General features: G+C 70.3%; 30 protein-coding genes and 1 pseudogene. 17 read left to right on the top strand and 14 right to left on the bottom strand.

The window, feature by feature from the left end; translation table 11 throughout:
* Positions 1–64: 64 nt before the first annotated feature.
* The 6 genes from V9G19_RS20170 to V9G19_RS20145 all read right to left on the bottom strand — a co-directional run bounded on the left by V9G19_RS20170 (position 65) and on the right by V9G19_RS20145 (position 3,156).
* On the bottom strand, positions 65–745 hold the full coding sequence (locus tag V9G19_RS20170; protein ID WP_462287201.1) for a response regulator: 681 nt from the start codon (positions 743–745) through the stop codon (positions 65–67).
* On the bottom strand, positions 723–1,403 hold the full coding sequence (locus tag V9G19_RS20165; protein ID WP_462287200.1) for a sensor histidine kinase: 681 nt from the start codon (positions 1,401–1,403) through the stop codon (positions 723–725). Before V9G19_RS20165 ends, V9G19_RS20170 begins: the two co-directional genes overlap by 23 nt.
* A complete protein-coding gene (locus V9G19_RS20160; protein WP_462287199.1) occupies positions 1,379–1,711 on the bottom strand; it encodes a sensor domain-containing protein in 333 nt (110 codons plus the stop codon). Before V9G19_RS20160 ends, V9G19_RS20165 begins: the two co-directional genes overlap by 25 nt.
* A gap of 75 nt (positions 1,712–1,786) precedes the next feature.
* Positions 1,787–2,173: a hypothetical protein gene (locus tag V9G19_RS20155; protein ID WP_462287198.1), complete on the bottom strand. Its 387-nt coding sequence runs from the start codon at positions 2,171–2,173 to the stop codon at positions 1,787–1,789.
* 155 nt (positions 2,174–2,328) lie between these two features.
* On the bottom strand, positions 2,329–2,511 hold the full coding sequence (locus tag V9G19_RS20150) for a hypothetical protein (protein WP_462287197.1): 183 nt from the start codon (positions 2,509–2,511) through the stop codon (positions 2,329–2,331).
* Between the two features lie 249 nt (positions 2,512–2,760).
* Complete coding sequence (locus tag V9G19_RS20145) at positions 2,761–3,156, bottom strand: hypothetical protein (protein WP_462287196.1); 396 nt, start codon at positions 3,154–3,156, stop codon at positions 2,761–2,763.
* Between the two features lie 149 nt (positions 3,157–3,305).
* Between V9G19_RS20145 and V9G19_RS20140 the strand changes: the two genes are divergently transcribed.
* From V9G19_RS20140 to V9G19_RS20075, 14 genes and pseudogenes are all read left to right on the top strand, one after another.
* Positions 3,306–3,689 carry a VOC family protein gene (locus tag V9G19_RS20140; RefSeq protein WP_462287195.1) on the top strand — a complete coding sequence of 128 codons (384 nt, stop codon included), beginning with the start codon at positions 3,306–3,308 and terminating at the stop codon, positions 3,687–3,689.
* A gap of 54 nt (positions 3,690–3,743) precedes the next feature.
* Entirely contained in the window at positions 3,744–4,160 is a 417-nt protein-coding gene (locus V9G19_RS20135) for an ATP-binding cassette domain-containing protein (RefSeq protein WP_462287194.1), read from the top strand.
* Between the two features lie 97 nt (positions 4,161–4,257).
* Positions 4,258–4,674, top strand: a complete 417-nt coding sequence (locus V9G19_RS20130) for a hypothetical protein (protein WP_462287193.1) — start codon at positions 4,258–4,260, stop codon at positions 4,672–4,674.
* A 210-nt stretch (positions 4,675–4,884) separates the two neighbouring features.
* Entirely contained in the window at positions 4,885–5,094 is a 210-nt protein-coding gene (locus V9G19_RS20125; RefSeq protein WP_462287192.1) for a hypothetical protein, read from the top strand.
* A complete protein-coding gene (locus tag V9G19_RS20120) occupies positions 5,091–5,798 on the top strand; it encodes an ABC transporter permease subunit (RefSeq protein ID WP_462287191.1) in 708 nt (235 codons plus the stop codon). Before V9G19_RS20125 ends, V9G19_RS20120 begins: the two co-directional genes overlap by 4 nt.
* Positions 5,799–5,923: 125 nt before the next feature.
* Positions 5,924–6,913, top strand: a pseudogene (locus V9G19_RS20115) (thiamine pyrophosphate-binding protein); the annotation flags it as partial.
* A gap of 163 nt (positions 6,914–7,076) precedes the next feature.
* Positions 7,077–7,634, top strand: coding sequence for a thiamine pyrophosphate-dependent enzyme (locus V9G19_RS20110; protein WP_462287606.1), 558 nt, complete (start codon positions 7,077–7,079; stop codon positions 7,632–7,634).
* Between the two features lie 132 nt (positions 7,635–7,766).
* A complete protein-coding gene (locus V9G19_RS20105; protein ID WP_462287190.1) occupies positions 7,767–8,018 on the top strand; it encodes a type II toxin-antitoxin system Phd/YefM family antitoxin in 252 nt (83 codons plus the stop codon).
* Positions 8,015–8,446, top strand: coding sequence for a type II toxin-antitoxin system VapC family toxin (locus V9G19_RS20100; RefSeq protein WP_462287189.1), 432 nt, complete (start codon positions 8,015–8,017; stop codon positions 8,444–8,446). The genes V9G19_RS20105 and V9G19_RS20100 overlap by 4 nt, the downstream gene beginning before the upstream one ends.
* A gap of 106 nt (positions 8,447–8,552) precedes the next feature.
* The gene (locus tag V9G19_RS20095) at positions 8,553–10,088 is read left to right on the top strand and encodes a DUF3375 domain-containing protein (RefSeq protein ID WP_462287188.1); all 1,536 of its coding nucleotides are present in this window, start codon (positions 8,553–8,555) and stop codon (positions 10,086–10,088) included.
* Complete coding sequence (locus V9G19_RS20090) at positions 10,085–10,735, top strand: DUF4194 domain-containing protein (RefSeq protein WP_462287187.1); 651 nt, start codon at positions 10,085–10,087, stop codon at positions 10,733–10,735. The genes V9G19_RS20095 and V9G19_RS20090 overlap by 4 nt, the downstream gene beginning before the upstream one ends.
* A complete protein-coding gene (locus V9G19_RS20085) occupies positions 10,735–12,930 on the top strand; it encodes an ATP-binding protein (RefSeq protein ID WP_462287186.1) in 2,196 nt (731 codons plus the stop codon). Before V9G19_RS20090 ends, V9G19_RS20085 begins: the two co-directional genes overlap by 1 nt.
* A 68-nt stretch (positions 12,931–12,998) precedes the next feature.
* On the top strand, positions 12,999–14,126 hold the full coding sequence (locus V9G19_RS20080) for an SbcC/MukB-like Walker B domain-containing protein (protein ID WP_462287185.1): 1,128 nt from the start codon (positions 12,999–13,001) through the stop codon (positions 14,124–14,126).
* A complete protein-coding gene (locus V9G19_RS20075; protein ID WP_462287184.1) occupies positions 14,123–15,355 on the top strand; it encodes a Wadjet anti-phage system protein JetD domain-containing protein in 1,233 nt (410 codons plus the stop codon). The genes V9G19_RS20080 and V9G19_RS20075 overlap by 4 nt, the downstream gene beginning before the upstream one ends.
* 59 nt (positions 15,356–15,414) lie before the next feature.
* Here the strand turns inward: V9G19_RS20075 and V9G19_RS20070 are convergent, their stop codons facing one another.
* On the bottom strand, positions 15,415–15,933 hold the full coding sequence (locus V9G19_RS20070) for a hypothetical protein (RefSeq protein WP_462287183.1): 519 nt from the start codon (positions 15,931–15,933) through the stop codon (positions 15,415–15,417).
* A 154-nt stretch (positions 15,934–16,087) separates the two neighbouring features.
* Here V9G19_RS20070 and V9G19_RS20065 point away from each other — a divergent pair, with 154 nt between their 5' ends.
* Complete coding sequence (locus V9G19_RS20065; RefSeq protein WP_462287182.1) at positions 16,088–16,615, top strand: hypothetical protein; 528 nt, start codon at positions 16,088–16,090, stop codon at positions 16,613–16,615.
* Between the two features lie 12 nt (positions 16,616–16,627).
* On the opposite strand, the gene V9G19_RS20060 is transcribed toward V9G19_RS20065, so the two are convergent.
* From V9G19_RS20060 to V9G19_RS20045, 4 genes are all read right to left on the bottom strand, one after another.
* Positions 16,628–17,140, bottom strand: a complete 513-nt coding sequence (locus tag V9G19_RS20060) for a DinB family protein (protein ID WP_462287181.1) — start codon at positions 17,138–17,140, stop codon at positions 16,628–16,630.
* A 33-nt stretch (positions 17,141–17,173) separates the two neighbouring features.
* Positions 17,174–18,217 carry a glutathione S-transferase family protein gene (locus V9G19_RS20055; RefSeq protein ID WP_462287180.1) on the bottom strand — a complete coding sequence of 348 codons (1,044 nt, stop codon included), beginning with the start codon at positions 18,215–18,217 and terminating at the stop codon, positions 17,174–17,176.
* Between the two features lie 669 nt (positions 18,218–18,886).
* Entirely contained in the window at positions 18,887–19,792 is a 906-nt protein-coding gene (locus V9G19_RS20050) for a hypothetical protein (protein WP_462287179.1), read from the bottom strand.
* 150 nt (positions 19,793–19,942) lie between these two features.
* Positions 19,943–20,392, bottom strand: a complete 450-nt coding sequence (locus V9G19_RS20045; RefSeq protein ID WP_462287178.1) for a hypothetical protein — start codon at positions 20,390–20,392, stop codon at positions 19,943–19,945.
* 154 nt (positions 20,393–20,546) lie between these two features.
* Between V9G19_RS20045 and V9G19_RS20040 the strand changes: the two genes are divergently transcribed.
* Complete coding sequence (locus tag V9G19_RS20040; RefSeq protein WP_462287177.1) at positions 20,547–21,473, top strand: hypothetical protein; 927 nt, start codon at positions 20,547–20,549, stop codon at positions 21,471–21,473.
* 13 nt (positions 21,474–21,486) lie between these two features.
* Here the strand turns inward: V9G19_RS20040 and V9G19_RS20035 are convergent, their stop codons facing one another.
* The 3 genes from V9G19_RS20035 to V9G19_RS20025 all read right to left on the bottom strand — a co-directional run bounded on the left by V9G19_RS20035 (position 21,487) and on the right by V9G19_RS20025 (position 24,946).
* Positions 21,487–22,467 carry a hypothetical protein gene (locus V9G19_RS20035; RefSeq protein WP_462287176.1) on the bottom strand — a complete coding sequence of 327 codons (981 nt, stop codon included), beginning with the start codon at positions 22,465–22,467 and terminating at the stop codon, positions 21,487–21,489.
* Between the two features lie 252 nt (positions 22,468–22,719).
* The gene (locus V9G19_RS20030; protein WP_462287175.1) at positions 22,720–24,627 is read right to left on the bottom strand and encodes a LuxR C-terminal-related transcriptional regulator; all 1,908 of its coding nucleotides are present in this window, start codon (positions 24,625–24,627) and stop codon (positions 22,720–22,722) included.
* 61 nt (positions 24,628–24,688) lie between these two features.
* A complete protein-coding gene (locus V9G19_RS20025) occupies positions 24,689–24,946 on the bottom strand; it encodes a hypothetical protein (protein WP_462287174.1) in 258 nt (85 codons plus the stop codon).
* 286 nt (positions 24,947–25,232) lie between these two features.
* Between V9G19_RS20025 and V9G19_RS20020 the strand changes: the two genes are divergently transcribed.
* Positions 25,233–26,201 carry a sulfide/dihydroorotate dehydrogenase-like FAD/NAD-binding protein gene (locus V9G19_RS20020; RefSeq protein ID WP_462287173.1) on the top strand — a complete coding sequence of 323 codons (969 nt, stop codon included), beginning with the start codon at positions 25,233–25,235 and terminating at the stop codon, positions 26,199–26,201.
* Positions 26,202–26,204 lie beyond the last annotated feature (3 nt).

The following is a 26,204-nucleotide window of genomic DNA, read 5'->3' as shown; positions in this document are numbered from 1 at the left end:
TGAGGGCCGCATCTCGTCCGGGCGTGGGGCCAGCCCCTCGGGCCGACCGCTGAGTCAGCCCCTCCTACCCGCCGGCGCCGAGATAGGTGAGCACGGCGACAACGCGTCGGTTCTGGTCCTCGTTGGGTGGCAGGCCAAGCTTGCCAAAGATGTTGCCGATGTGTGTGTCGACTGCCGCCTCGGTGACGACCAGGCGCGCGGCGATCGCCGCGTTCGAATGGCCTTCGGCGACAAGGGAAAGGACTTCACGCTCGCGCGGAGTTAACCGGCTGGTCGGGTCCTCGCTCCGCAGCAGTTGGCGCACCACCTGAGGGTCGATCACGGTCGCACCGCCGGCGACCTGGCACACGGTGGCGACAAACTCGGTGACATCCGCGACCCGGTCCTTCAACGGATAGGCCAGACCGCCGCTGCCCTCCGACTCCAGCAGCTCGCGAGCCCCCGCCCGCTCGACATACTGGGTCAACACCACCACGGGCAAGGACGGATCGGCCTGGCGCAAAGCGATTGCCGCGCGCAGCCCCTCGTCGCTGAAGCCCGGCGGCATCCGGACATCGGTGATCACCAGGTCGGGCGCCTGCCGCTCCACGGCCGCCACCAGCTCGGCGGCATCACCAGCAAGTCCAACGGCGTCCATACCGAATCGCCCGAGAAGACCGGCGAGGCCCTCGCGCAACAGCACTCCGTCCTCGGCGAGAGGACGATGCGCATAGGCGAATCCGTCATACCGGCGAGCCTGGCACATCGAGCGCGACGACCGTCGGGCCGCCAGCCGGGGAGGAGATCGCGAGCGTGCCGTCGATGGCCGCCAGCCGGTCGGCGATCCCGGACAGGCCAGTGCCGGGACCCGGCCGCGCCCCGCCATGCGCATCGTCGGTGATTGTCACCGAAACCCGTTCGGCCGCAACCTGACCCACGATGGCGACCCGCGCGGCCCCGGCGTGTTTCGCGACAGTGGTGAGCGCCTCCGCGACGGCGAAATACACGCTGCTCTGCACCGCGCGCGGGAGATCCGGCGGTATCCGATGGTCGAGCTCCACCGGAATCGACTGTGCCGCAGCGAGTTCCTCCAGCGCGGCAGGCAATCCTCGGTCGGTCAACGTGGTCGGATGGATGCCGCGCACGAGTCTCCGCAGCTCCTCCATCAGCACCTTCGCTTGATCGTGCGCTGCCGCCACATCGGCGTATGCCGGATGTTCTTGCGGCAGCGCAGTTCTCGCCAAACCGAGGCGCATGGTTAGCTGGACCAGCTGCTGCTGAGCGCCATCGTGCAGGTCACGCTCGATCCGAGCTCGCTCGCTATCGAAGGCATCGACGAGCCGGGCCCGCGAACTGCGCACCTGGCGTAGCTCACGGTCGGCTTGCTCCGGGTCGACCGTCAGGAGGGCGCGGATGGTCGCCACCCCGAGCTGCGGATGCCAGCCCACAAATAGGGCAGGGCGAGCAGGGTCAGCAACCCCACCGGAACCACGGCCCACTGTTCGGCCGGAGTGTCCACAAGCCACGAGCCGAGGGTCATCGGCGCTTGTGCGCGCCCGAGCAGCGGCGCCAGCGCCAGGCCAGCCCCGAGGGCGAACACCACGGTGAGAACGACGAGGACCACCATGCCGGTGCCGAACATGATCAGCAGGTAACCGACCGCGCGCCAGCTGGCTGGCCGCGCATACAGCCGCAGCCACCCAAGCGGCCCGCTACGCTTTCGCGTCGACACTTGCCCATCGTCTGCCGCGACGCACCGCTGGCCGCGACACCGGGAGCAGCTGGCGCACCTCGCTCCGGGCGCCATCTACATCGGCTCCGGCCTCGAAGAGAACGGCCGGCCGCGCGATCTCCGGCTCGCGCTCGGTAACCGAATCATTCCGCTGCGGCGCACGGGCAGCATCCCGGTGCTGCTCGCGCCCGGCGAAAGCTTCCTGGTCACTCGCGAAATGGTGCCGGCCGCGGTGCTCGCCTCGGCACCGACCGAGACCCTGATCCGCGTCGAAGCGGGCCATTCGCCGGCCTCGGTGCGGGCAGCCATCATGACGGCCGAGCTCGGCGAGGCGCAGACCGTGCCCGACTGGATCGCCGCCCAGAACAGCGCCATGCGCACGGCCAACGACCAATTCCTGTTGGCGCTGACAGCTCTTGGCGGCCTGTATGCCCTGATCAGCGCCATCGCCGCCGTCACCATGGGGATCTCCGAACGGCGGCGAGAGCTGGCCCTGGCCCGCCTCGGTGGCCTCAGCCCGGCCGGGCCGCCACCCGCCCGCGGCCGATTGGGCTCGTCGCCGCTCGGGAATAGGCGGCCGGGCGGCGGATCACCAGTCGCCCGTGCCCACCATCTGGTCAGCCCCGCGAGCCGTGCTGAAATGCCCGGATCGCCGCTGGAACCAGGAAGAAGACCCACGCCCACGCCCAGCCATCAAAGACGACTCCGCAGAAGACGAAGGCAATCAAAGCAAGCGTGCCGCTCGCGGCAATCAGGCCCCCACCGATGTTTCGCGTTGGGGCGGTCGGCTGATCTGCCATGCGTGCAGGCTACGTCAGTCGACTGAGTAGCGCATCCGCAAAGACGACTTGGTCTCCTCGCGGGTCGATTCCGATCCCTGCTCGGCGGCGGCCGCCGTCGGAGACCAAGCAGGCCATCGAGAGGAGCCGATCGGCACGGTTTTCGGCCTGAAACGTGCCGGAAGGCTACTCTCGACATGGCTGGGCCCGCCGATCACCCCGGCTCGGGAATCCCAACGCGGCGCCTCCGCCGCGCCGCGGAAATCAGCGTTAGGCGACCGTGGAGCGGCGGGCGGCACCGGCGGGCCGCCGCGGACCAGTTGGCATCGCGGAATCGTCGGTCCAGGTGTCCGTGCCGAGTTCGTCCAGGCGGGTCATCCAGCGGGCGGCGTCGACGTGCCGTCCCTCTCGTTGCAGGACACGAACCAGCAGCCGCATCGTCTCGGCATCCTGCGGGCGACGGCGCAGGACGCGCTCGGCGGCCGTCTGGGCGACGACGAGCTTCCCCACGGCATACGCCGACCGAGCGAGCAGGCGCTGGGCGGTGAGGTCGTCCTTGGTGCGCGGCGCCCGCAGGGTGAGCGGCTCGACCAGCCGAAGGCATGCGGCATACCGCCCCTCGTCGAAGAAGCGTTGGGCGAGTTCGAGGCGTTGGCTGGTGGTCATGACGTCGGAATAACGTCGAAGGCGCCCGCCCTGTTCCAGCCTTCTCCGCATGTGTGGCGGGTCACGCCTGGCGGGCGAGACGTGCTCACTGAACTGACCGGGGACGCCGGATGCCCAGTCCGTCGCCGACGATCGGCATGATGATGCGTATGACGTCACTCGCCTCGCTTGTCTTCTTCAGCGACGACGCCGCCGGGCTCGCGGGAGTCCTGCGGGCCCTCGGAATCGACCTCGAACACGAGGTTCACGACGACCAAGTGGAGCATTGGGCCGCCGAGGTCGGCGATGTCCACGTGGCGGTTTATGCAGGGGAGAGCATCGCCGAGGCGCCGGACCTGCGAGCGGGAGGAAGCACGTTTCCAGGGGTCTACGTCACCGGGCTGGAGACGCTCGTCGAGGATGCCGTCGCTGCCGGCGCGAGTGTCGTGACCGGTCATGAGCAGCGGCCGTGGGGCTGCCGCATGATCGTGCGTGCGCCGGGTGGGCACGTCATCGAGGTCAACGAGCGCGACCACTGCCGCGCTGCGGGCTAGCAAGCTGTCCGCCCGCGAGGTCGGGCTCCGTGTGTGTCCGGTTAGTCTCATGGCATGCATCCGGTAGTGGTGACGGAGGGGATCACCAAGGACTACGGCTCGGTGCTCGCGCTCGACGCCCTCACCGTGCAGATCGACGCCGGCGTGACCGGGCTCGTCGGCGCGAACGGCGCGGGCAAGTCGACGCTCATCAAAACCCTCCTCGGCCTGATCCCCGCCACCTCAGGGCGGGCCCGGGTGCTCGGGCACGACATCGCCACGGCCGGCCCGGCGATCCGGGCCGTCGTCGGTTATCTCCCCGAACATGACTGTCTCCCACCGGATGTCAGCGCCAGCGACTTCGCCGTGCACATGGCGATGATGTCCGGTTTGCGGCGCGTCGCCGCTCGCGAACGCGCCGCCGACGTGCTCCGGCACGTCGGCCTGGCCGAGGAGCGCTACCGGCCGATGGGGGCTACTCCACCGGCATGAAGCAGAAGGCCAAGCTCGCCCAGGCCTCGTCCACGACCCGAAGCTCGTCTTCCTCGACGAGCCGACCAATGGCCTGGACCCGGCGGCGCGCGACGAGATGCTCGGCCTGATCCAGCGGATCGGCCACGACTTCGGGATCTCGGTCATCGTCACCTCACACCTGCTCGGCGAGCTCGAACGGGTCAGCGACCAGGTCGTCGTCCTCGACGGCGGCCGGCTGCTGCGCGCCTCCCGCACCGGCGACTTCCTCGACGCCACCGGCGCCCTGCTCGTCGAGGTCCTCGGCGACAACGCTCAGGAACGGATGCTCGTGGGGCTCGCCGCGGCGGGGGTCTCCGCGGGCCCGCGCGGCAGCATGCTCACGGTCGACGCGACCGCCGCGGAACCAGGCGCTCCCGACGTCCATGACCTCATCCGGGACACCGCCGGCGACCTCGGCCTCGGCCTGGTCCGGCTGCAGGCCGATCACCGCCGCATCGAGGACGTCTTCGCGGACGCGGGAGGGCCACGATGAGCCATCCGAACGGCATACCCCAAGACCCAGGACCCAAAAACACCTTGGGCGGCAGTGTCATCCACGACATCGGTTACCGGCCGTATGCCGGACCTCGCCACGGTCTGGGCGCGATCGCTCGCGCCCTGGTCGCCACCGGCTTCCGCAACGCGTTCGGGCTGGGCCGTTCCGGCCGCTCGAAGATCCTCCCGTTCGTCCTGCTCGCCTCAGATGGGCGCCGAGGGCCGGACGCTGTTGTTGAGCTCGCACATCGCCCTGCGCCGCCAAGGAGGCCTGGATGTGTCGGTGAGCGATCTCGGCGCCTTCGCGCTCGCGCTGCCGACGCTCGCCCGGGGGAAGGGCATCCGGATCCTCGAACTGACTCCGAGTGATGAGTCTCTCGAGAGCGCCTTCGCCTATCTCGTCGGGGGATCGGCATGAACCCGACCATCATTCGCCTCTCCGCCCAAGCGTTGTTCGGCCGCCGCCGCGGCCTGGTGCTCGTCCTCATCCCACTCGTGTTGGTGGGGCTCGCCGTGCTGGTGCGCCTGCTCGCCGGCGGCGACGACGGCTACGACAGCGTGGTCAACCTCGGCTACACGCTCGCCCTGCCGCTGGTGGCGCTGCTCGCGGCGAGCGCCGTGCTCGGGCCGGAGGTCGATGACGGGTCGATCGTTTATCTGCTCGCGAAACCGGTCAGCCGGCATGTGATCGCGGTCAGCAAGTTCGTCGTCGCGTGGCTGGCGACCCTGGTCCTGGGCGCGCTGCCGCTCGCGATCGCCGGGCTCGTTCTCGATGCCGGCGATGTCGCGCGCGCCCTCGCGTGGGGGGCGGGCGCGGCGGTGGCGGGCACGGCATACACCGCTCTCTTCCTCGTGCTCGCCGCGATGACCCGGCACGCGGTCGTCGCCGGTCTGCTGTTCGTGCTGATCTGGGAGGGCGTGCTCGGTGGCCTGCTCGCCGGGATCCGCTGGGTCGCCATCGGCTCGTGGGGGCGGCAGGTGGCGAGCGAGATCAGTTCGCGCGTCGAGGACGCCGATCTCGCTCTCCCGTATGCCGTCGGGGCGGCCCTCGTCGTCACTCTCGCCGCGCTGTGGGTCACCGGAGACCGGTTGCGCTCGTTCACCCTGCGCGGTGACGAGTAGGCGCCGTGGGCGCGTCGTTGATCGAGGCGTAAGCGACCGCGCGCGCCCCGGGAGACCTACGGTTGAGGTCCCGGCGGGTCCGAGATGTCGGCCGACGAGAACGTTCACACTCGAGGGGAGCGCGGATGGCCAAGCGCAGCAAGGGCAACCGGCCGGCACGGCATACGACCACCGAGACCCACCGCGTTCCGGCGAGCGAGCTGACCAGAGCGGCGCGCACGGGCGGCGACATCCTCGTCGAGGTCATGCGGGAGGCCGGCGTCGACGTCGCCTTCGGGGTGATCAGCATCCACAACCTCCCGCTCGTCGAGGCCGTCGATCGCGACCTGCGGTTCGTCCCGGTCCGGCACGAGGCGGCAGCGGTCAACGCCGCGGACGGGTATGCCCGGGCGAGCGGCGGCATCGGCGTGGCCATCACCTCGACCGGGACCGGCGCCGGGAATGCCGCCGGGTCGATGCTCGAGGCGTTGACGGCCCAGAGCCGGGTCCTGCACGTGACCGGAAACATCAACGCCGACCTCATCGGGGAACATCGCGGGGCCTATCACGAGGTGCCGCGGCAATTGCAGATGCTGCAGGCGGTCTCCGCCGAGGCCCTGCGGATCGAGACGGCCCGCCAGGCCCGGGCGATCCTGACGAGCGCCGCGCGGCGGCTGCTCACGCCGCCCCAGGGCCCGGTCAGTGTCGACTGGCCGATCGACCTGCAGTACACCGCGGATCCGCAGGCGCAGAACAAGGTTCGGTCGCGATCGGACCGGCCGAGGGCGGGCTCACGGCGCGACGTCGAGCGAGCGGCGGCGCTGATGCGTCAGGCGCAACGGCCGCTCATCTGGGCAGGCGGAGGAGCGCGTCAAGTGGGATCAGCCCTGGTCGACCTCGCCGAGGTCTGGGGCGCGGGAGTGTTGAGCGGCGCCAATGGCCGCGGCTCGGTGCCGGAGGACCACCCCTTGTGCATCGGCAATTTCGCGACCCACGACGCTCTCGGCGACGTGCTCGGCGCCGCCGACTGCCTCTTGACCGTCGGAAGTCACCTGCGGGCCAACGAAACCCGTGAATTCGAGTTGCCGCTGCCAAGTACGCATATCCAGATCGACGTGGAGGAGTACGCGCTCGGACGCAACTTCCCGGTGACCGTCGGCCTGCAGGCCGACGCGCGGCACGTCATACCGGCCCTGGTCGACCTCTTGGGCGAGGTCGCGACGGAGGACACCTGGGCCGACCGCATCGGTGCCGGTGCGGCGGCGGCGCGCTCGGCTCATCGCGAGGACATCGGGGCGTATGCCGGCATCTGCGACGCGATCCGCGCCCGGCTGCCCAGTCGCTCGCCGATCGTGCGCGACGTCACGATCCCCGGTAGTTCGTGGGGCAACCGGCTGCTCGCCGTCTTTGACCCCACCGACAATGTGTATGCCGCAGGGGGCGGCAACGGACAGGGCCTCGCCATGGCGATCGGCGCCGGCATCGCCCGGCCAGGCGACCATGTACTCGCCCATCGGGGACGGCGGACTCGCCGTCCACCTCGGCGAGCTTGCCGTCCTCGCCGCGGAGCGGCCGAATGTCACCGTCGTGCTCGTCAACGACGGTGGCCATGGCGTGCTGCGCAACCTCCAGCGTGCCGCCGGTCGCAACCCGCGAGGAGTCGACCTGCACACGCCTGACTTCGCACTCTTGGCTGGATCATTCGGATTGCGGCACAAGCAAATCGGGAGCGTCGACGAATTCGACCGGGCGTTGACGAAGGCAGTCCGGCGAGGTGGCCCGGCGATCGTCGAGATCGACGTCGGTGCGCTGCGGCCGCGACCGGCGGACTTGGTCCCGCCCGTGAGCGTCCCCTGAACTTGACTCGAAGAGTTCGGTGAGTTGGCCGACAAGGAGTTCGGTCAGCTGCATACCGCCACCCTGCCACGCCGACCGAGGAACCTCCGGGTGAAGTAGACAAGGGAAGACAAAAATTCCTACACTCGCGATGTGAAGACCATCTCGGTGGGCGAGTTGCGGCAGAACCCGACGCCCATGCTGGCTGACGTCCTGGCTGGTGAGACCTATGTGGTGACACGGCACAACCATGAGATAGCCCGGGTGGTTCCGACAACGTCCTCAGCGGCGATCATCCCGCCGAAGCTCACCGGTCCGTCGCGCACCGTCGACCTTGCGCCCGTGAAGCTTCCGGACGGAGTTTCCTGCGACGCATTCCTGGAGGACTTAAAGGGCGAGCAGTGACCGACTACTACCTCGATACCTCGGTGGGGTTGCGCATCTTGCTGGGTCACTCACCCTCGGCGGCCCGGTGGTTCGATCAGACCGTGGCGGCACCGGCCGACAGCGTGAACTCCTCACGTCTGTTGCGCACAGAAATGACGCGTGCCTTGCGACGACTGGGGGAACCCGTGCAGCGCCGCTGGGCCGTCCTCGACCACATCGGAACCATCCCGTTGGATCATGCCGTGCTCCAGGATGCCGAAGCCATCGTGCCGCACCTGAAGACCCTCGACGCCATTCACGTGGCTACCGCCTTGCGAAGCGGGATCGACGACCTGGTCATGTGTACCCACGACGAGGCCATGAAAAGGGTCGCCGGACTGCTGGGCTTAGCGACGCACGACCCGGTCGTGGAGGATCCCGGGCCGACAGCGACGGCCAGCGGGTAGGGGACGCATCCGCTCGGGGGTGTCGATGCGGGGGGTTGTCGGTGGGCTCTCGTAGCGTTTGTGGCAACGGTCGACCCCCGGCCGGTGAGGAGCACGAAGAACCGCGATGGACCACGACGAGATCGCCTATCTGCGCGCCAACTCCGGCGCGTGGCGGCTGCTGCGGGCCGACACGGCGCCACTCGTCCTCGCCGTGCTCGGGCGGATCTTCGTTGCCGACAACGTCCGCTCGATCGCCGAGAGCGATCTGCTCGTGCGGGTCGATGACGCGCTGCACGCGATCAACAGCTCGCTCAGCGAGACCGGGACCGCCATTGGGGGTGAGACCGCGGTCAGGGGTGAGAGTGCAGCGGAAGTCGCACGTGCCGCCGGCGGCGAGCGAGCGGCATACCCCCGAAGTGCGCGGGACTATGTCGAGGCCTGGGCGGCGCCGGGGCAGGGCTGGCTGCGCAAGTTCTATCCCGACGGCACCACCGAGGCGCACTATGACGCGACGTCCGAGCTGGAGAAGGCCGTCGCCTGGGTGAGCGGGCTGCGGGCGCGCAGCTTCGTCGGGACCGAGTCGCGGCTGCATACCCTGATCGAGCTGCTTCGCCAGATGGTGCACGGCGCCGAGACCGATCCGGCCGGTCGGCTGACCCAGCTGCACCGGCGCCGGGCCGAGATCGACGCCCAGATCGGGCTCGCCGAGGCGGGGCAGGCGCCGCCGCTCGACACGGCGGCCCTGCTCGACCGCTACCAGCATTTCTCCGGCACCGCCCGCGAGCTGCTCGCCGACTTCCGTGAGGTCGAGGAAAACTTCCGGGCGCTCGATCGCGGCGCCCGGGAGCAGATCGCCGCGTGGGACGGGTCCAAGGGCGAGCTGCTCGACCGGCTGGTCGGTGACCGGCACGCGATCGCCGCCTCCGACCAGGGCCGCAGCTTCCAGGCCTTCCACGACTTCCTGCTCTCCCGCAACCGGCAGGAGGAGCTGAGCGACCTGCTGGAGCGGCTGGTCACGCTCGACCAGGTGGAGGTCGACCGGCGGCTGCGGCACGTCCACCACGATTGGCTCGACGCCGCCGAGCGCACCCAACAGACCGTGCGCCAGCTGTCCGAGCAGCTGCGCCGCTTCCTCGACGATCGGGTGTGGCTGGAGAACCGGCGGGTCATGGACCTGCTGCGCGGCATCGAGCGCACCGCCCTGCTCGTGCGCGACGACCCGCGACCGGCGGTGACCATGGAGCTGGATGCGCTGGCCCCCCGGGTGCACCTGCCGATGGAGCGCCCGCTCTATGTCCCCGCCGCCGCCGGCGAGCTGGACTCGAGCGTCGCCGAGTCGGGCGCCGACGACTTCGACGGCACTGGACTGTTCGACCAGGTCTATGTCGACACCGCCCGCCTGGTCGCGACCGTGCGCACCGAGCTGCGGCAGTCCGATCAGATCCGGCTGGACGAATTGCTCGACCGGCACCCACCAGCGCTCGGCCTGGCCGAGATCGTCGCCTATCTCGCGATCAGCGAGGACGATCTCGATCTCGTCGTCGACGATACGGTCACCACCCACGTCCCCTATGTCGACGCATCGGGCGTGCCTCGCCAAGTCCGGATGCCGCTGATCACCCTCACCCGCCACCGCGCCACCACCGGAGGCCCCCGATGACCCCGACCACCACCGCGCACCCGCCGGCCCCTGCTTCGGCCGCGTCAGCCGAGCCGGCGCCGCTCAGCGTTGCCGCGGTCGCCTTGATGAAGGGGGTCGTCTATCGCGACACGCACGAGCAGATCTGGCAGCACATCTTGACGCTGCAGCCGCGCCTGCGTGACCACATGGACGTCCTCGGGTTGACGGTCGTCATCGACGAGGCCGAGGGGTATGCGTTTTTGCGCTCCAAGCCCGAGGACCCCGACGCGCCGATCCCTCGCTTGGTGCCGCGCCACCGGCTCTCGTTCTCGGTCAGCCTGTTGCTCGCCCTGCTGCGCAAGGCGCTTGCCGAGTTCGATGCGACCAGCGGCGAGGGACGGTTGGTGGTCACCCGGGAGCGGCTGGTCGATGACCTGCGCGTCTTCCTTGCCGACTCCACCAACGAAGCCAAGATCGTCGACCAGATCGATCGCACGATCGCCAAGGCGGTCGAGCTGGGCTTCCTGCGGTCGGTCTCGGGAGGGAGCCCGGCGTGGGAGGTGCGCCGCATCCTCAAGGCGTTCGTCGATGCGCAGTGGTTGGGCGAGTTCGATGCCCGCCTGCGTGACTATGCCGCCGCGCTCGCGGGCGAGGCCCCCGACGGCGAGCCGGGAGGAAAGGCGTGATGGACGGTCTCTTCTCTGCCGTCGAGCTGGACGCCGCAGTGGCCGGGGCCAAGCCGGGGTTCCGGTTGACCCGGCTCGAGGTCCTCAACTGGGGGACATTCGACGGACGGGTCAGCCGGCTGGACCTCGACGGGGAGACCACCTTGCTCACCGGCGACATCGGCTCCGGCAAGTCGACGCTGGTCGATGCGGTGACGACCTTGCTGTTGCCGGCCAACCGGATCAACTACAACAAGGCCGCCGGCGCCGACAATCGCGAGCGCGACCTGCGCTCCTATGTCCAGGGCCACTACAAGTCCGAGCGGATCGAGTCCACCGGCGGCTCGCGCGCGGTCGGCCTGCGCGACCACCGCCACCACAGCGTGATCCTCGGCGTCTTCACCAACGAGGGGTATGCCGCCGAGGTCACGCTCGCGCAGGTGTTCTGGACCCGCGACACGAGCGCGCAGCCCAATCGGTTCTTCGTCACCGCCGACCGGCCGCTCTCGATCGCCGGCGACTTCACCGATTTCGGCTCCGAGATCGCCGTGCTCAAGCGGCGGCTCCGGGCCGGAGGAGCCGACATTGCCGATCACTTCCCCGACTACGGCACGCGGCTGCGGCGGCTGCTCGGCATCGGCTCCGAGCAGGCCTTGGAGTTGCTCCACCAGACGATCTCGATGAAGGCGGTCGGCAACCTCACCGACTTCGTGCGCCAGCACATGCTCGAAGGCGCCGACGCCGCCGACCGGATCAGCACGCTCGTCGGCCACTTCGACAACCTCACCCGAGCCCACGACGCGGTCCGCCGGGCCAAGGACCAACTCGCTGGGCTCGATCCGATCGTCGCCCACTGCGACAGCCACGCCGCGCTCCAGGAGCAGATGGATCGCTCGGCGCAGGCCCGCACGGCGTTGCGGTTTTGGATCGCCGACCGCAAGGGTCAGCTGCTCGCCACCCGCCGGGAGGCGATCGAAACCGAGATCGGGTCGGTCGAGGACGCCCGCAGCCAAGCCGGCGAAGAGATCGCCCGGTTGCACGCCGAGCAGCGCCGCCTGGAGCTGGCCCGCGACGGAGCCGGCGGCTCCCGCCTGGCCGAGCTGACCCGGCTGATCGACGACGAGCGCTCCCGCCGAGCCGACAAGGAGGCCCGCGCCGGCCAGCACGCCGCCCTGCTCGCCGAGGCCGGGCTCGACGCCGTGGCCGACGCTGACGGGTTCGCCCGCGCCCGCGCCGAGGCCCACGCCCGGCTGCTCGCGCTCGACGAGGAAGCGAGCGAGGTCGAGGGCCGGCGCACCGAGCTGGCCGTCGACCAGCGCCGCGCCAAGGACGAGAGCGACACGCTCGGCGCCGAGCTGCGCAGCCTGCGTGGGCGCAGCTCCAATATCGACGCCCGCAATCTCGCCATCCGTGAGGCCCTGCGCGCCGCGCTCGGCGTGGCCGAGGCCGAGCTGCCCTTCGTCGGCGAGCTGATCCAGGTGCGCGCCGAGCACGAGGAGTGGCGGGGTGCCGCCGAGCGCGTGCTGCGGGGGTTCGCCCTCTCGGTGCTCGTGCCGGCCGAGCACTACGACGCCGCGTCGGCCTGGGTCGACGCCAACCACCTCGGCGGGCGCCTGGTCTATTACCGCGTCCCACCACGCTTTACCAAGGACTCCCGGCCGCTGCAGCCGCACACCGTGCTCGCCGACCTGCTCGACGTCTTACCCGGGCCATTCGCCGACTGGGTCACCCGGGAGCTGGGCCGGCGCGCCGACCACGCCTGCGCGGCGAGCATCGCCGAGCTGCGCACCCACGCTCGCGCGGTCACCCGGGCGGGTCAGGTCAAGTCGGGCGACGGGCGGCACGAGAAGGACGACCGTTTCCGCATTGATGACCGCACCCGCTGGGTCCTCGGCTGGTCCAATGAGGACAAGATCGACGCCCTGCTGGAGAAGGCCAGCGGAGTGCAGCGCTCACTGACCCAGCTGGCCGCTCAGATCGAGTCCTGCACCCGGCTGGCGCGCAAACTTCCGGCCTGCGCAGCGTCCTCGACCGGCTATCGGTCTTCACCTCGTGGGCCGAGCTGGACTGGCGCTCCTGCGTCGCGGCGATCACCCGCTATGACGCCGAGCGAGCCGAGATCGAGCGCGGCAACGCCGAGCTGGCCCGGCTCGGGCAACGCCTGGCCGAGACCGGGCGCGACCTCGCCGGCGCGACCGGCCGCGAGCGTGAACTGACCGAGCGGCGCGGTGAGCTGCGCGCCGAACTCAACGCCGTCAACGAGCAGCTTGCCCAGGTCGCCGCGGTGCGAACGCGCGCGGGCGAGGCGGCGTGGGCGGTAGCCCAAGCGGCATACGGGCTGCTGGAGAAGTCCTGCCCCACCCCGCAGTCGGTGACCGACTGCGACCGCATCGAGCGGGAGCAACAGGCCGCCTTGACCGAGCGGATCGAGAAGGCCGCCCGCCAGCAACAGGCGGTCGGGCAGCGCGCGGTCGCGGCGATGCAGGAGTTCCGCCGGCTCTGGCCGGCCGAGACGACCGAGATGGACGCGGCGGTCGAGGCGGCCGGCGAATACCGCGCGCTGCGCGAACGGCTCGCCAGCGACGACCTGCCGCGCTTCGAGGCCGAGTTCAAGCGGCAGCTCAACACCAACACGATCAACGACATCGCCGGGTTCAGCGCCTGGCTCGCCAAGTCGGCCACGATTATCCGCGAGCGGATCGACGTCATCAACGATTCACTGCGCGCCATCGAATACAACCCCGGCCGGCTGATCACGCTCACCATCCAGCCGAGCACCAACCAGGAGATCCGCGCCTTCCGCGACGAGTTGCGGGCGTGCACCGATGAGGTGATCGCCGCCGACGACCAATACTCCGAGGAGCGGTTCTTGCGGGTCAAACGGATCATCGAGCGGTTCAAGGGCCGTGAGGGGCAGACCGACCTCGACCGCCGCTGGACCGCACTGGTGACCGACGTCCGCAACTGGTTCGGTTTCGCCGCCTCCGAGCGCTGGCGCGACTCGGGGGATGAATGGGAGCACTACACCGACTCCGACGGCAAGTCCGGCGGCCAGAAGGAAAAGCTCGCCTACACGATCCTCGCGGCCTCCCTGGCCTATCAGTTCCGGCTCGAGTGGGGCGTGTCGAAGTCGCGCGACTTCCGGTTCGCGCTGATCGACGAGGCGTTCGGGCGCGGGTCCGACGTCTCCACGCGTTATGCGCTCGATCTCTTCCGCAAGCTCGGCCTGCAGCTGCTCGTCGTCACCCCGCTCCAGAAGGTCCACATCATCGAGCCGTATGTCGCAGCCGTCGGGTTCGTCGAGAACCGCACCGGGGCCGCGTCCCGGCTGCAGACGCTGACCATCGAGGACTATCACGCGCTGCGGGCCGAGCGGACGGTCGCGGCCGCCGTCGCCGACCTGCGCCGGTGAGCCCACGGGCACCTCGGGGGTGGACGACCAGCGCCGACATCGCCGCGCGGGTGCGGCGGCGCTGGGATGACGGGAGCCTGCTGACCGCGTATGCCGCCGGGGCGCCGTGCCCGCGGGTCGAGGTCCCGATTCGTGGGCCGGCGGTGCGCGAGATCGGCGCCGAGCTGGCCGCGGTCCGTGAGTGGAGCGCCAGGCTGGTGCGCGACAGCGGGGAGGGAGCGGCATACGGGCTGACTTTGCGGGAGGTCGGTGGCCGGGCGATCGGCCGGAACACGATTCCGGCCCGGGCGGGGGTCGAGAGCTTCGAGCAGGCCTGGCGGTTGCTCGGGGTGGGCGCTCAGGTGGCCCGGTTCGACGCCGTCCGCGAGGTGACGGCTTCGCGGGAGCCGCGGCTCGTCGGGTGGGTGGCGCGCAATCCGTTGCGTGCCTTGGCTGTTGCGGACGAATGGCCGCGGCTGGTGGCGGCGGTTGCGTGGTTGGCGGGCAACGGCGGCCGGGGATGGTATGTCCGCCAGATCACCGCCGCCGGCGTAGACACCAAGTTCGTCGCCGCCCACCGCGGGCTGATCGCCGCGCTCCTGGACGAACTCCTCGCCACCGACCCGGCGGCCCCCGCTGACCATATCGATCAATCTCGTTCGCGCGGAGCCGGATTCGCGGCCAGATATAGCTTCGCCGAGCCCGAGCCGCTGGTGCATGTGCGGGTCGACGCCGGGTTCGCGGGCCTGCCCCCGCCGGTCACCGAGGCGGCCTTCCGGCTCGACGAACTGGCCCGATTGCGCACGTCGGCGCGGCGGGTGGTGATCGTGGAGAACCAGGTGACCTACCTCGCCGTTCCCGTGCCCGCGGAGGGCGTTGTCGTCTGGGGGGCCGGGTTTTCCGCGGGGCGCCTGGGCCGGGTGCCGTGGATCCGGGCGGCGGCGAGCGTCATCTATAGCGGCGACATCGACACCCACGGGTTCGCGATCCTCAGCCTCCTGCGCGCTGGGGTGCCGCACGCGTCGTCCCTGCTCATGGACCGCGACACCCTGCTCGCTCACCGGGACCGCTGGGGTCACGAGCCGAGCCCAACCCGGGCGCGTCTCGACCGGCTCACCGACATCGAGCAGGTCCTCTACCAGGAACTCGTCGAGGACGTCCATGGCTCTGCCGTGCGGTTGGAGCAGGAGCGCATCGCCTGGGATTGGGTCGAGCAGGAACTCACCGGGTTGCGTTGGGGCTGGGGGTGATTCGGTGGCGGGAACAGCGAATCGGCAGCCACCCGCATCGGCCGACCGTCTGCGCCGGGTCACCACGGATCGGAATCGCCCGGGATCAGAACTTGCGTCGTGATCACGTTGTCCCGCGCGACGATCAAGAACAGCTCCCGGGTGTCGCCCCGTTCGGCAGCAATGATGCCGTCGACGTGATGGTCGAAGGTGAACTCGGCGAAGTCGTCTCGCCCGTCCGTGCTTGCCCGCGCTTGCGGGCGCAAGAAGCGCTCGACGAGATAGGTCAACTCCATGGCGGCCGTGTTGGACTTCTCGCCGCCGGACCAGACCAGGCAGCAGCCGTCGACGCAGGGCTCCCAGTCGCAGCGCGGCAGCCCGGTCTGCCCATGGCCCGGCCAACACCAGCCACCTCCGGGCGCCGGTTTGGTGAGCGGATGCGTGCGGTGCTCGGCCGATGGGTGCATCGGCACGGCATACGGGTCATCGGGGTGAAAGGCGCGCTGGGTGCGCCGGAACGCGCGCAGCCACTCGGTCTCGGCGTTGTTGAGGCGCGGCTCGATGTCCAGGCGCCCCAGATAGCTCGTGCTGAATCCCATCTGTCCCCCGAAGTGTGTGCTGAGCGGTCGGGATCGCCTGCGTCCCCGTCGAGGTGCCACCCAATCACATCGGCCGGACGACAACCGGAAGGTATCCACGGGCCTGTGGACAGAACCCGGAGGGTGTCTGTGGGAAGGGGCATGCTGTCCTGGCATGAGACAACGTGATCCATGGGACCTGGCCGATCCCGAGGCGACCCTGGCCGAGATTCTGGAGCGCTCCAGCGTGGGCATGGGGGAGGTGGTGATCGCCCGCGTCGACATCGAGACCCAGAGTGTGACGGGCACCCGCATCCTCAAACCGCCCCGGGACTCGGCCGGCGGCGCCCGCTCGGTCGATGTCCTGCGCAAAGAGCGGGAGCGGGCGCGCTTGTCCGATCGGGTTCGCCGGGTTGCCGAGCAGCTCGCCCCCGCCCGAGAGTGGGACGGTTATCGCTGGGCAGCGATCACGGGCGTGTTCGTGACCGTCGTCTGTCGCGAGGGGCGCGTGGTGGATGCGGCCGCGGACTGGTTGTGGTTGAACGCCTGGCGCTATAGCAACCACGGCCGGGATGCCTTCGACGGGGATGTCTACATCATGACGCCGCACGGCTGGTCCGGCATCCTCGACACGCGCTGTGGCTTGGCGCCTGCCCTCGGGACGACGAGCCAACCGCAGTTGCGCCTGTTGCCGGGAGCCTGAGGCCGCGCCGGGTCAGGTGTAGCTGGTCTCTCCGTCGAGCAACTCCCGCAGGAGGTCCAGGTGGCCGGCGTGCCGGGCAGTTTCCTCGAGCATGTGCCCCACGATCCAACGCAGCGAGCGATGTGGTCCGACGCGCGCCGGTCGCCGTGCGAGAGAGGACAAGTCGTGTCCGGCGATGATGTCGTCGGAGTGGGCGCACTGCCGCTCGTATGCCGCCAACACCGCCGCGATCGGCTCGCCTCGGGCCGCGGCGAACTCCGAGTCGTTGACGCCGTCGAAGCCCGGCCCGTCGCAGTCGATGCCGAGGAACTCGTGCTCGAACCAGAGCCGTTCCGACCACGTCAGATGGGCGACCACGCCGGCGATCGTCATCATCGAGGAGGTGGGAATGACGATCCGGTGGGCAAGATCGTCAGCGAGCCCCGCGCACTTGAGGGCAATGATGCCGCGTTGCACGGCATACCAACCCAACAGGGTCTCGCGCTCCCCGGTTTGCGGCGCTGGACGTTCGCGGGTGAAGGGCATGCCGCACTGTCTCACGGGCGGGAACTTCGCGGCTCACGTGGCGGGCGACACGACCAGACCGTCGGCGCCGACGTGCGGGTTGCTCGCCGGGGGCACGCGCTCCGCCTCGGGAACCGGACCGGGCGGCGTGCCCCGGCCAAACGGCATACCGCCCAAGCTCGCGCGATCGTGCGGGCGGGCCCAAGAGGACAGGTCCGGGCCAGCCGGGATGACACCGGTCGGGTTGATGTCCCGGTGGACCCGGTAGTAGTGCGCCTTGATCTGGGCGAAGTCGACCGTGTCGCCAAAACCCGGAGTGCCGAACAGATCCCGGGCATACCCCCACAGGTTGGGCAACTCGACCAGCCGGCCGCGGTTGCACTTGAAATGCCCGTGATACACGGGGTCGAAGCGCACCAGCGTCGTGAACAGGCGCACGTCCGCCTCGGTGATCGATTCGCCGAGCAGGAAGCGACGAGTTCCGAGCAGATCCTCGAGCCAGTCCAACGCGGTGAACAGCCGCTCGTATGCCGCGTCATACGCCTCCTGCGTCCCGGCGAACCCGCAGCGATAGACCCCGTTGTTGACCTCGGTGTAGACCCGCTTGTTGATCGCCGCCATCTCGTCGGCCAGGCCTTCGGGCCACAGGTTGGGCGCGCCCTCGCGGTGATACTCGCGCCACTGAGTGCTGAGATCCTGGGTGATCGACGGGAAGTCGTTGGTCACGACCGCCCCGGACGGGATATCGACGACGGCCGGGACCGTGATCCCCTTCGGATACCCCGGGAACCGCTTGTCGTAGGCGTCCTTCAGCCGGGGGATGCCGAGCACGGGGTCGACGCCGCCCGGGTCGAGGTCGAAGGTCCAGCTGTCGGCGTCGTGCTCCGGTCCGCACAGGCCCATCGACAGGACGTTCTCCAGGCCCAGGAGGCGCCGGACGATGATCGCCCGGTTGGCCCACGGACACGCCCGGGCGGCGACCAGGCGGTAGCGTCCCGCTTCGACCGGCCACCCGCTCGACCCGTCGGCGGTGATCCGGTCCGGGATGTAGAAGGTGTCGCGCTGGTAGCTGTCTTCGACGTAGGTTCCGCTGGCCACGACCGCAGTCTGTCAGTCAACGGCCACGCTCAGCCCAGTGTCGGCGGTGCGCGGCGACCAACCAGGCATCGACAGCAGCCCGGTCCGGCTCGGCGCGCAGCACCGACGTCCCACTCTGACGAGTTCGACGCCCTGGCGGCCCAGCCGCAGGGCGTGCGACGCGCGTACTTCGTGTCATCGCCGTGCCGCTCGACCAGCTCCGGTCGATTGGGCACGCGCGACCGCCGCCCGCACCCAAGGAGGCGCTCCCCCTGCCCGTCGAGGTAGCCGAGGAAACGATGCCCGGCGAGCTGCGTGACCAGGATGGGGGCGCAGCTCCCGAAGCTCCTCTCCCAAAGGTGAGCTGAGGAGGATGGCCGGGCCGGCAGCATACGGCGGAATGAGCATCGTCGGGTTGCCGGCGAGGACGAGCCGGACGTACTTGCGCAGCCCGTAGACGGTCAAATCGACATCACCCGGGCCCCGAGCGAGCGCCCATCTCGTCGTGGTCGTCGGTGCCCGCGATCGCCATCCCGTGCACCCCCGAGCCCACCTCGGTGCGCAGGATCTCGTTGCGGGAACGATCTCGCGATCCCCCAGGTCGACGTTCGGTTGCTCCGGCACGGGGAGACCGGATGCCGTTTCTCCATTCGCCGCACCGGGATATGGGCCCGGGCGCGCGATCGGGAGCTAATCGACGGGCGCGGCGAAGGCCAGCCGTGCGGCGTCGGCGGCCCGGGCGATGCCCTTGCGTTCGGAGATGAACGCGCTGGCCGCCCCGACGGCCGGCAGATTCCGCATCGTCCGCAGCACGAAGCCGCCCTGGGGACGGTTGTCGATATCCGCGTTGAGCCGCCACAGCTCCCGGGCGACCCGCCACACGAGCCGGGCGGTGCGACCGAGGCGCGTGCGGATGCGGCGATCCTCCTCCGCAGTCAGGTCACCGGGATCCGCGTCCCCGTTCTGGGTCTCGGGGTCAACGTCTTCGGGCGCGGCGAGGGTGGTCTCGATGACCCCTCGATCCAGCTCGCGCCCCAACACGATGTGCGCTGCCGCCGCGATCCGCCGCGAGGGATCATCCACACCCGCCTCGGCGGCCACGGCGTTGACGATGAGGATTTGTGCGGCCGCCCCGATGACATTTCCGGCCCCACTCACGCGGCTGAGCGCGCCGAACGCTCCCGGCACGGCAGTCAGGGCCGCCGCTGCCGTCCCGAACCGCTCGACCCACCAGTCGACCCGTTCATCGAGCGTCGCCGTCGGCCAGTCGGGATGCCGGGGATGGATCGATCCGGTGATCTTCCGACCGGCGGCCCGGGCAACCCCGGTGGCCGCGCCCGCAGCCGCCGAGGCAACCCGTTGGCCGCCACGGGCAATGCCCTGCAGCGCCGTTGCCGGTTGGTCGGCATCGGATGGTTCCCGGCGGGCGTCGGCTGGGTTGCCGTCGGCGGTCGCCTCGGACCCATTGGCGAGGTCGCCGGGTCCCTGCTCGTGCTCGTCGTCGGCAAGCAACGCTTCGCGAGCGCGATCGAACTCCCGGCCGGCGAACGCGAGAACGCGGATCAGGCGGCGATCGCCGTCCTCACGGGCGGTCACGCGTCCACCACTCGCCGCATGATCATTGCTGCTCCTCCGCAGGATCGGGGGCGGGCGTGTCTCGCATCCTCGCATGCCGATCCATGACGCTAGCCAGTGCGGCCACCGGCCCGCAGTTGCGTGTGCAGAGGTCACGCAGTTTTGCAGGAGTCACACGGAATACCGTGTGAGTTCTGCGAAACCACACCACCACGGCGAAAATGCGTGGCCTCCGAAATCGGTCGAGGTGCCGACCGCCGGTGAGGCACCCTGGACCCCATGCACGAGCACGCGAGTTCCGAGGCCCCTGACCGCGGCGACGAGGCGTGGTATGACGCCGACGTGCGTCGGCTGGTCGGTGGGCGCCGAGTGCTCCTCGTCGGAGGAGTCGCCGCGGCCTGGACAGCAACCGTGGCCCAGCTGCGCCGGTTGGGCGCCGGCGAGGTTGGCGTGCTCGCCACCGAGGGGCTCGGCGTCGGCGAGCAGCCCGCCTGCCCGGTATTCGCCCTCGACAAACCGGACGGGTTGGACGTCATGGCGCAGATCCGACACGGCGAGGCGTCCTTGGGAAACCTGCCAGAAATGATCCGCAACCAGATCGACGCCTTCGACCCGGACCATTCGGCGCTGCTACTCGGTCACTTCCTGGTGGCAACTGGCGAGGTCGCCGGGCGGCCTCTCCTGGCCCATCGGCGACCGGAGTGGATCCGGTTGGAAGACAAGACCGTGGTGGACGCGCTCTGGCGACGCGCCGGCGTGCCCGGCGGCGCCGGCTGTGGTTGCCGATCTGGGCAATGCGTGGTCGGCGTCAGCCGGTTTGGACTTCGGGAAGGGGGTGGTCTGGGCGGCGGACGCGACACAGGGGTGGCACGGGGGGACCTCGCTGACCGAGTGGGTCCGCGACGCCGAGGAGGCGCAGGCCGCGGTCGCCGCGTTGGCCGGCCATTGCCGCCGGGTGCGCGTCATGCCGTTCCTGGAGGGGATCCCGTGCTCGATCCACGGGATCGTGTGCGCGGACGGCGTGGTGGCGCTGCGGCCCGTCGAGATGGTCGTGTTGCGCCGGGGACGGGAGTTCGTCTATTGCGGCGCGGGAACCTACTGGGACCCGCCGGACGGGGTGCGAGAGGAGATGCGTGCCGTGGCGCGGCGCGTCGGGCAGCAACTGGCCGCCGAGGTCGACTTCCGCGGCGCGTTCACCGTCGACGGCGTCGTGACCGTTGACGGATTCCGTCCCACCGAGCTGAACCCGCGGTCCGGGGCGGGCCTGAACACGATCGCGCGCGGCATCCCCGGCTTTCCGCTCTCCGAAGTGCTCGATCTGATCGTGTCGGGACGTGGGATCTCGCGCACCGCAGCGGAACTAGAGGCGCAGCTGCTTGACAGCGCCGATGGCTCGCGTCACGGCGGCACCTGGACGATGGATCCAACGATCGACGTGGATGTGCCGCAGCGCTCGGTGTGGTTCACCGGCTCGGGGTGGAGCGAGACCGCGAAGGCCGGGAGGGGAATCGGGACCGCGCTCGGACCCGTGCCTGGGGCCCTCGTCATTGGCGGTGCCGGCTTCCTGCGGTGCACGTTCACTGACTGGCCGATCGGATCGAGCATCGCGCCGGCGGCTGCAGCCTTCTATGACTGGGCCGATCGGGAACTGGGCACTGGGCTGGGACCGCTGACGCCGGCCCCGGAGGTGACCAGCGGCTGAGCGCCGGTTGGCGTCATAAGTCCTCCCGGTGGGCAGCGAGGAACCGGCGCCAGCCGTCGTCGCTCAAGTCGAGCGGATCGGCCCCACCCTGGCCGGAGTCGCTCTGTCCTGACGCGTTCTGGCCGGACGCGTTCTGGCCGGACGCGCTCTGGCCGAAATCGCACTGGCCGAAATCGCTCGGGCCGGGCCCGCCGTGCGTGTGATCGCGCGCATTGCTCGCGGCCGGACCCGGAGGACCCAGGCCAGCCTCCGCTGGCTCCACGCTGGCGTTCTCGACCCGGTTGTGCTGAGTCCCCGCCCCCGGCAACAGGATTCCGCGGACAATCACCGGTCTGCCCACGAGTCGAGCAGTCGGCGTCGCGTCGATCACCTCGGGCAGATCGTAGGCCTCGCCCAGGGCGTCGCGGACGCGGAACCGGCCGGAGTGTAGGTCGACCATCTCCAGCCTCCCGGCCAGCTCGACCCGACTGGCCGGCTCGGTCCGCGCGGGCTGCCACGGCTCACGGGTCAACTCCGCGGGCCGAAGCAGCACCTCCGTCTGGTTTGGAACCTCGACCCGGACCTCGTCGGCGACCCACTGCAGCGCCCGGATCACGTCGTCAACGGCGGCCGCGATCGGATTGGTGGCCACCTCCGGCCGGCGACCGGCCGCCATGCCGGTGAGAATCTGGCCTATCGCGGCATCGACGGATTCGGCAAAGGGGTCGATGTCGAGGGTCGACGGGTCGCCGATGCGCAGCAGCACCATCCCCGGGTCGCCGGACCACGCGACGCGGGCCGCGCTGGTCCGCTCGAGCGCCCGGATCGTCCGCCCGAGACCGGCCCGATCGGCCACCTCCCGGGTGATCCGATACAGCAGGGTCTGCACCGCGAGGAGCAGGTCGACGAAGCGCGCGACGCCGATCTCGGTTGCCGTTGGCGGACACGCGCTCTCGGCTCGATTCGCATCGGTGGCAGCTCGCGCCCCATCCAGCCGCAGCACATAGGACCGCACCACGCTGCACCCCCAAGTCCAGACCGCCGGCCGGACGGTCCGGCCGATTCGCTCGAAGCATCCCACCGGCCACCGACAGCGGTGGAGCGCCGTCCTGCAGGAGGTGCCGTATACCTCACGTGTTGCAGGACACCCCCACGCTGGTGCGCGGCGCTGTCCTGCAGGAGGTGCCGTATACCTCACCTGTTGCAGGACACCCCCACTGTGGAAACCCCCACGGAGGTGCACATCGCCGAGATCGTCGCCGTCGATTCAGTCCAGGAGCCCCTGGCGGCGGGCGATCGCGGCGGCCTCGGCTCGGTTGGCCGCGCCCAGCTTGGCCAGCACGTTGGAGACATGCACGCTGACCGTCTTGGTCGTGATGAACAGCTCCCTGCCGATCTGGCCGTTGGTGCGGCCGAGCGCAACCAGGTCGAGGACCTCGCGCTCGCGGGCGGTCAGATGGTGTTCTCCCGCAGCCGAACCGGCGCCGCGCTCCGGCGCCAACACCGCGTCGAGGATCGTCAAGGCAGGCGTCAAACCCAGCAGCTCGGCGTCGGCTCGCGCCCGGGCCGCGACCTGGTTGGCATCGCTCCCACGGCCGACGAGCGCGAGCGCTTCGGCGAGCCGCGCCCGCGCGCGGATCGTCTCGGGCACATGCCCATACCTCTCGTATGCCGCTACGGCCGCTTCCCACGCGGCCACCAACTCCTCGCGGCCGACCGGCTCGCCGTCAACGCCCGAGCCCACGACGCGGGCCAACCGCAACCGCTCGGCCGCCAGCCGCGCCGCCCAGGCCAGCGACTCGGCCCCGGGCGCCGGGGAGGACGTCGACGCAGGCAGCGCCAGCCGCGCGTCTGCCCGTGCGGCATACGCGTCGGCCAGCTGCAGCAACCGCGACCGGGTGGGCTCGGCAGCGCGGGGAGCGAGGTCGGCCGCCTGACCGCACACGACCGCGGCGATCCGCAGGATGCCTTGGAAGCCGGGCGACCAGGACGCGGAGATCAGCTCGATGATGCGGTCGATCAAATCGAGCAGAGCGTCGCGATCGGGCGAAACGCCGAGCAGCTCGCCCGCGGGATACATGACGTATGCCGCCACGAGCGTGTCGATTTCGCCCCACCGAGCCAGCTCGGCCAGCTCGGCGAAGGGGACGATCTCGCCGCGGTCGACCCGCAGTTGCAGCCTCGCGGATTCCAGCAGCGCGGCCCCCGGCTGGGGCGCCGGCTGATCGGCGCGCACTGCCAGATGGGCCTGCGCCTGCGCCCACCGCCCGAGTTGGTGGGCGACGCTGCCGGCATAGACGCGGCTCTCTAGCCCATAGGGCGCCCACTCCTGGTCCAGGCGGCTGGCCGCGCGCAGGGCGCGCTCATAGGCATCGAGGGACTCTGTTAGGCGGCCGTGATGCTGCAGGAGAGACCCGAGCCGCAGCAGCGCCCGGATCTGGACCGGGTCCTCGCCGCCCTCGACGTGGTCGACGACGGCCTGCATGCGGGCGACGTCATCCCAGCTCGTGCCGCGCAACTCCTGGAGGTGGGCCCGGTGCAGTCTCACCTCGGCGAGCGCGGTTGCCAGGCCGGCTTCCTGCGCCAGGGCAACCACCTCATCGCACAGGTCAGAGGCGTCGTCCAGTGCTCGACGGTCCAGCAGGATCTGAATGTGCGCAAGCAGCACACGCACCCGCCGCGGGGCTGCCGTGTCCGGCAGCAGCGCGACCGCCTCGCTGGTCAGCCCGAACGGGTCGCCGGGGAGGTCGAGGATCCGCAACCCCAGCGCCAGCTGTGCCAGCAGCTCGGCCCGCTCGCCGGGGAATTCCGCCGCGGGCGTGGCCGCCACCGCCTCGCGGAGCAGCTCGACCGCACGAACCCGCGCCCCAGCCGTGCTGGCCGCGGTGGCCGCACGCAACGCGATTGCCGCCCGCGAGGCCGGGTCCTCGACCCAGGCCAGGGCCCGCTCGAAATGGCGCACGGCGTCGCGGGGGCCACCGACGGCCATGGCCGCATCCCCGGCGGCGAGGGTCGCCGCGCACGCCGTGGCAACATCGCCGACCGCTGCGGCGTGCCGCGCGATCTCGGCGGGGGAGGAGTGTTCCTGGTTGCCTGTCAGCGCAGCGAGGTAGGCCCGGTGCAGCCGACGGCGCAAGCCGGGCAAGACATCGGCGGCGACGGCTTCGCCGAGCAAAGCATGACGGAAGGAGTAGGTCAGCTCCCGCCCCGGCTCCAGGACGTGTTGCTCGATGGCCTCATCGGGCGGTCAGGGCGGTATGCCGTGCGCCGTGCCGCTCACCGCGTCCCGGGCCCGAACCCGGGCCTGCGTCTGGGCTCGGAATCGCCCGGTGCTGATGCGCCTGGCGGCGCACGCGGAAGGAGGAGGTGATGCCGAGACTCGGGAAGGTAAGCAGCGGCAGCAGCCGCCCCGAGCGCACCACGGGGACGTGGGCGAGCTCGTAGCGGCGCGCGATTTCGGCGCTGACGACGAGGGGGTCACCATGGAGGAACATGTTCCGTGCCTTTCGTTTTGCTGCCCGTGCGTGGACAACCTCAACGATCGGCGGGTGAGGTAGCCGGGCACATCGCCCGTCTTCCCTAACTTGTCCCCGGCCGGCTACCTCAGACACCGCCATCCGCTACCTCAGCCCCCGCCACAGGCAGGGGAAAGACGCAGCGGCGGATGCGCGCTAGCATCTCTGTTGTGCCTGGTTTGGGCTGGATGCACTGTTTCTGCCCGTCGAGTCCAGGCATGGGCCAGGTCGACCCGCGCAGAGTAGACGGTGTCTGATGGAGAATTTGTCCGAGCCACACGGGACCACGCCGATTCCGCCGCATCGGCCGCCGACGTCCGCCTTCCCCATTGTCGGCCGGGAGGACGTCTCCGAGGTCACCTTCAGTCTCGTCATCCGACATCCGCTGATGGCCCGCGCGGCCCGCCCCGGACAATTCGTCATCGTCATGTCGCACCCCGAGGGCGAGCGGATTCCGCTCACCATCGCCGACTTCGATGCCGCTGAGGGCACGATCACCTTGGTCATCCAAGCCGTCGGCAAAACCACCCGTGAGATGCAGCAGACCTGCCAGGTGGGGACCACGCTGCACGGCATCGCCGGGCCGCTCGGAATCCCCAGCGTCATCGACGCGACCGGTCGCGCCGCCACCCCCAAGACCGTCGTCTGCGTCGGTGGCGGGCTGGGCGTCGCGCCGGTCTATCCGCAGGCGCGCGGCTGGCACCAGGCGGGCGCGACGGTCATCGGCGTCCTCGGCTTCCGCACCCGCGAGCTGGTCTTTTGGGAGGAGAAGTTCCGCGACGTGTGCGACGACCTCATCCTGTGCACCGATGACGGCTCGGTCGGCATCCGGGGCAAGGTCACCGACGGCTTGCGGGTGGCCATCGAGCGGCACCCCACGGTGAGCGAGGTCATCGCGATCGGGCCGCCGATGATGATGCGGGCCTGCGCCGAGGTCACCCGGCCAAGCGGCATACCGACCAGTGTCTCGCTCAATCCGATCATGGTCGACGGCACCGGCATGTGCGGCGGTTGCCGGGTGCGGGTCGGCGGCCAGGTGCGGTTCGCGTGCGTCGACGGGCCCGACTTCGACGGCCACGGCGTCGACTTCGACGACCTGTCCTCCCGGCTGCGCCGCTACACCGCGGAGGAGGCTGAGGCGTTGGCGGAGTTTGACCGGGTCTGTCAGCGGGCCGAGCACGCCAGGGCCGATGAGTTGGCGTCCACCCTGCCGCAGCCGGGGTCGGAGGCCTGAGCC

It is taken from the genome of Nostocoides sp. (assembly GCF_037045025.1).
In the GTDB taxonomy this organism is placed as follows: domain Bacteria; phylum Actinomycetota; class Actinomycetes; order Actinomycetales; family Dermatophilaceae; genus Nostocoides_A.
This window is presented reverse-complemented; position numbering and strand designations above follow the sequence as displayed.

Coding starts and splice junctions, on each gene's coding strand:
- V9G19_RS20070 (WP_462287183.1), bottom strand. CDS start 15,933: ATGGGATTCAGCACGAGCTATCTGGGGCGCCTGGACATCGAGCCGCGC.
- V9G19_RS20150 (WP_462287197.1), bottom strand. CDS start 2,511: ATGGCAGATCAGCCGACCGCCCCAACGCGAAACATCGGTGGGGGCCTG.
- V9G19_RS20045 (WP_462287178.1), bottom strand. CDS start 20,392: ATGGTCCGGGTCGAAGGCGTCGATCTGGTTGCGGATCATTTCTGGCAG.
- V9G19_RS20145 (WP_462287196.1), bottom strand. CDS start 3,156: ATGACCACCAGCCAACGCCTCGAACTCGCCCAACGCTTCTTCGACGAG.
- V9G19_RS20125 (WP_462287192.1), top strand. CDS start 4,885: ATGGGCGCCGAGGGCCGGACGCTGTTGTTGAGCTCGCACATCGCCCTG.
- V9G19_RS20090 (WP_462287187.1), top strand. CDS start 10,085: ATGACCCCGACCACCACCGCGCACCCGCCGGCCCCTGCTTCGGCCGCG.
- V9G19_RS20065 (WP_462287182.1), top strand. CDS start 16,088: ATGAGACAACGTGATCCATGGGACCTGGCCGATCCCGAGGCGACCCTG.
- V9G19_RS20155 (WP_462287198.1), bottom strand. CDS start 2,173: ATGGTGACGGCGGCGATGGCGCTGATCAGGGCATACAGGCCGCCAAGA.
- V9G19_RS20120 (WP_462287191.1), top strand. CDS start 5,091: ATGAACCCGACCATCATTCGCCTCTCCGCCCAAGCGTTGTTCGGCCGC.
- V9G19_RS20110 (WP_462287606.1), top strand. CDS start 7,077: ATGCCGGCATCTGCGACGCGATCCGCGCCCGGCTGCCCAGTCGCTCGC.
- V9G19_RS20140 (WP_462287195.1), top strand. CDS start 3,306: ATGACGTCACTCGCCTCGCTTGTCTTCTTCAGCGACGACGCCGCCGGG.
- V9G19_RS20135 (WP_462287194.1), top strand. CDS start 3,744: ATGCATCCGGTAGTGGTGACGGAGGGGATCACCAAGGACTACGGCTCG.
- V9G19_RS20170 (WP_462287201.1), bottom strand. CDS start 745: ATGTGCCAGGCTCGCCGGTATGACGGATTCGCCTATGCGCATCGTCCT.
- V9G19_RS20095 (WP_462287188.1), top strand. CDS start 8,553: ATGGACCACGACGAGATCGCCTATCTGCGCGCCAACTCCGGCGCGTGG.
- V9G19_RS20060 (WP_462287181.1), bottom strand. CDS start 17,140: ATGCCCTTCACCCGCGAACGTCCAGCGCCGCAAACCGGGGAGCGCGAG.
- V9G19_RS20085 (WP_462287186.1), top strand. CDS start 10,735: ATGGACGGTCTCTTCTCTGCCGTCGAGCTGGACGCCGCAGTGGCCGGG.
- V9G19_RS20130 (WP_462287193.1), top strand. CDS start 4,258: ATGCTCGGCCTGATCCAGCGGATCGGCCACGACTTCGGGATCTCGGTC.
- V9G19_RS20025 (WP_462287174.1), bottom strand. CDS start 24,946: ATGTTCCTCCATGGTGACCCCCTCGTCGTCAGCGCCGAAATCGCGCGC.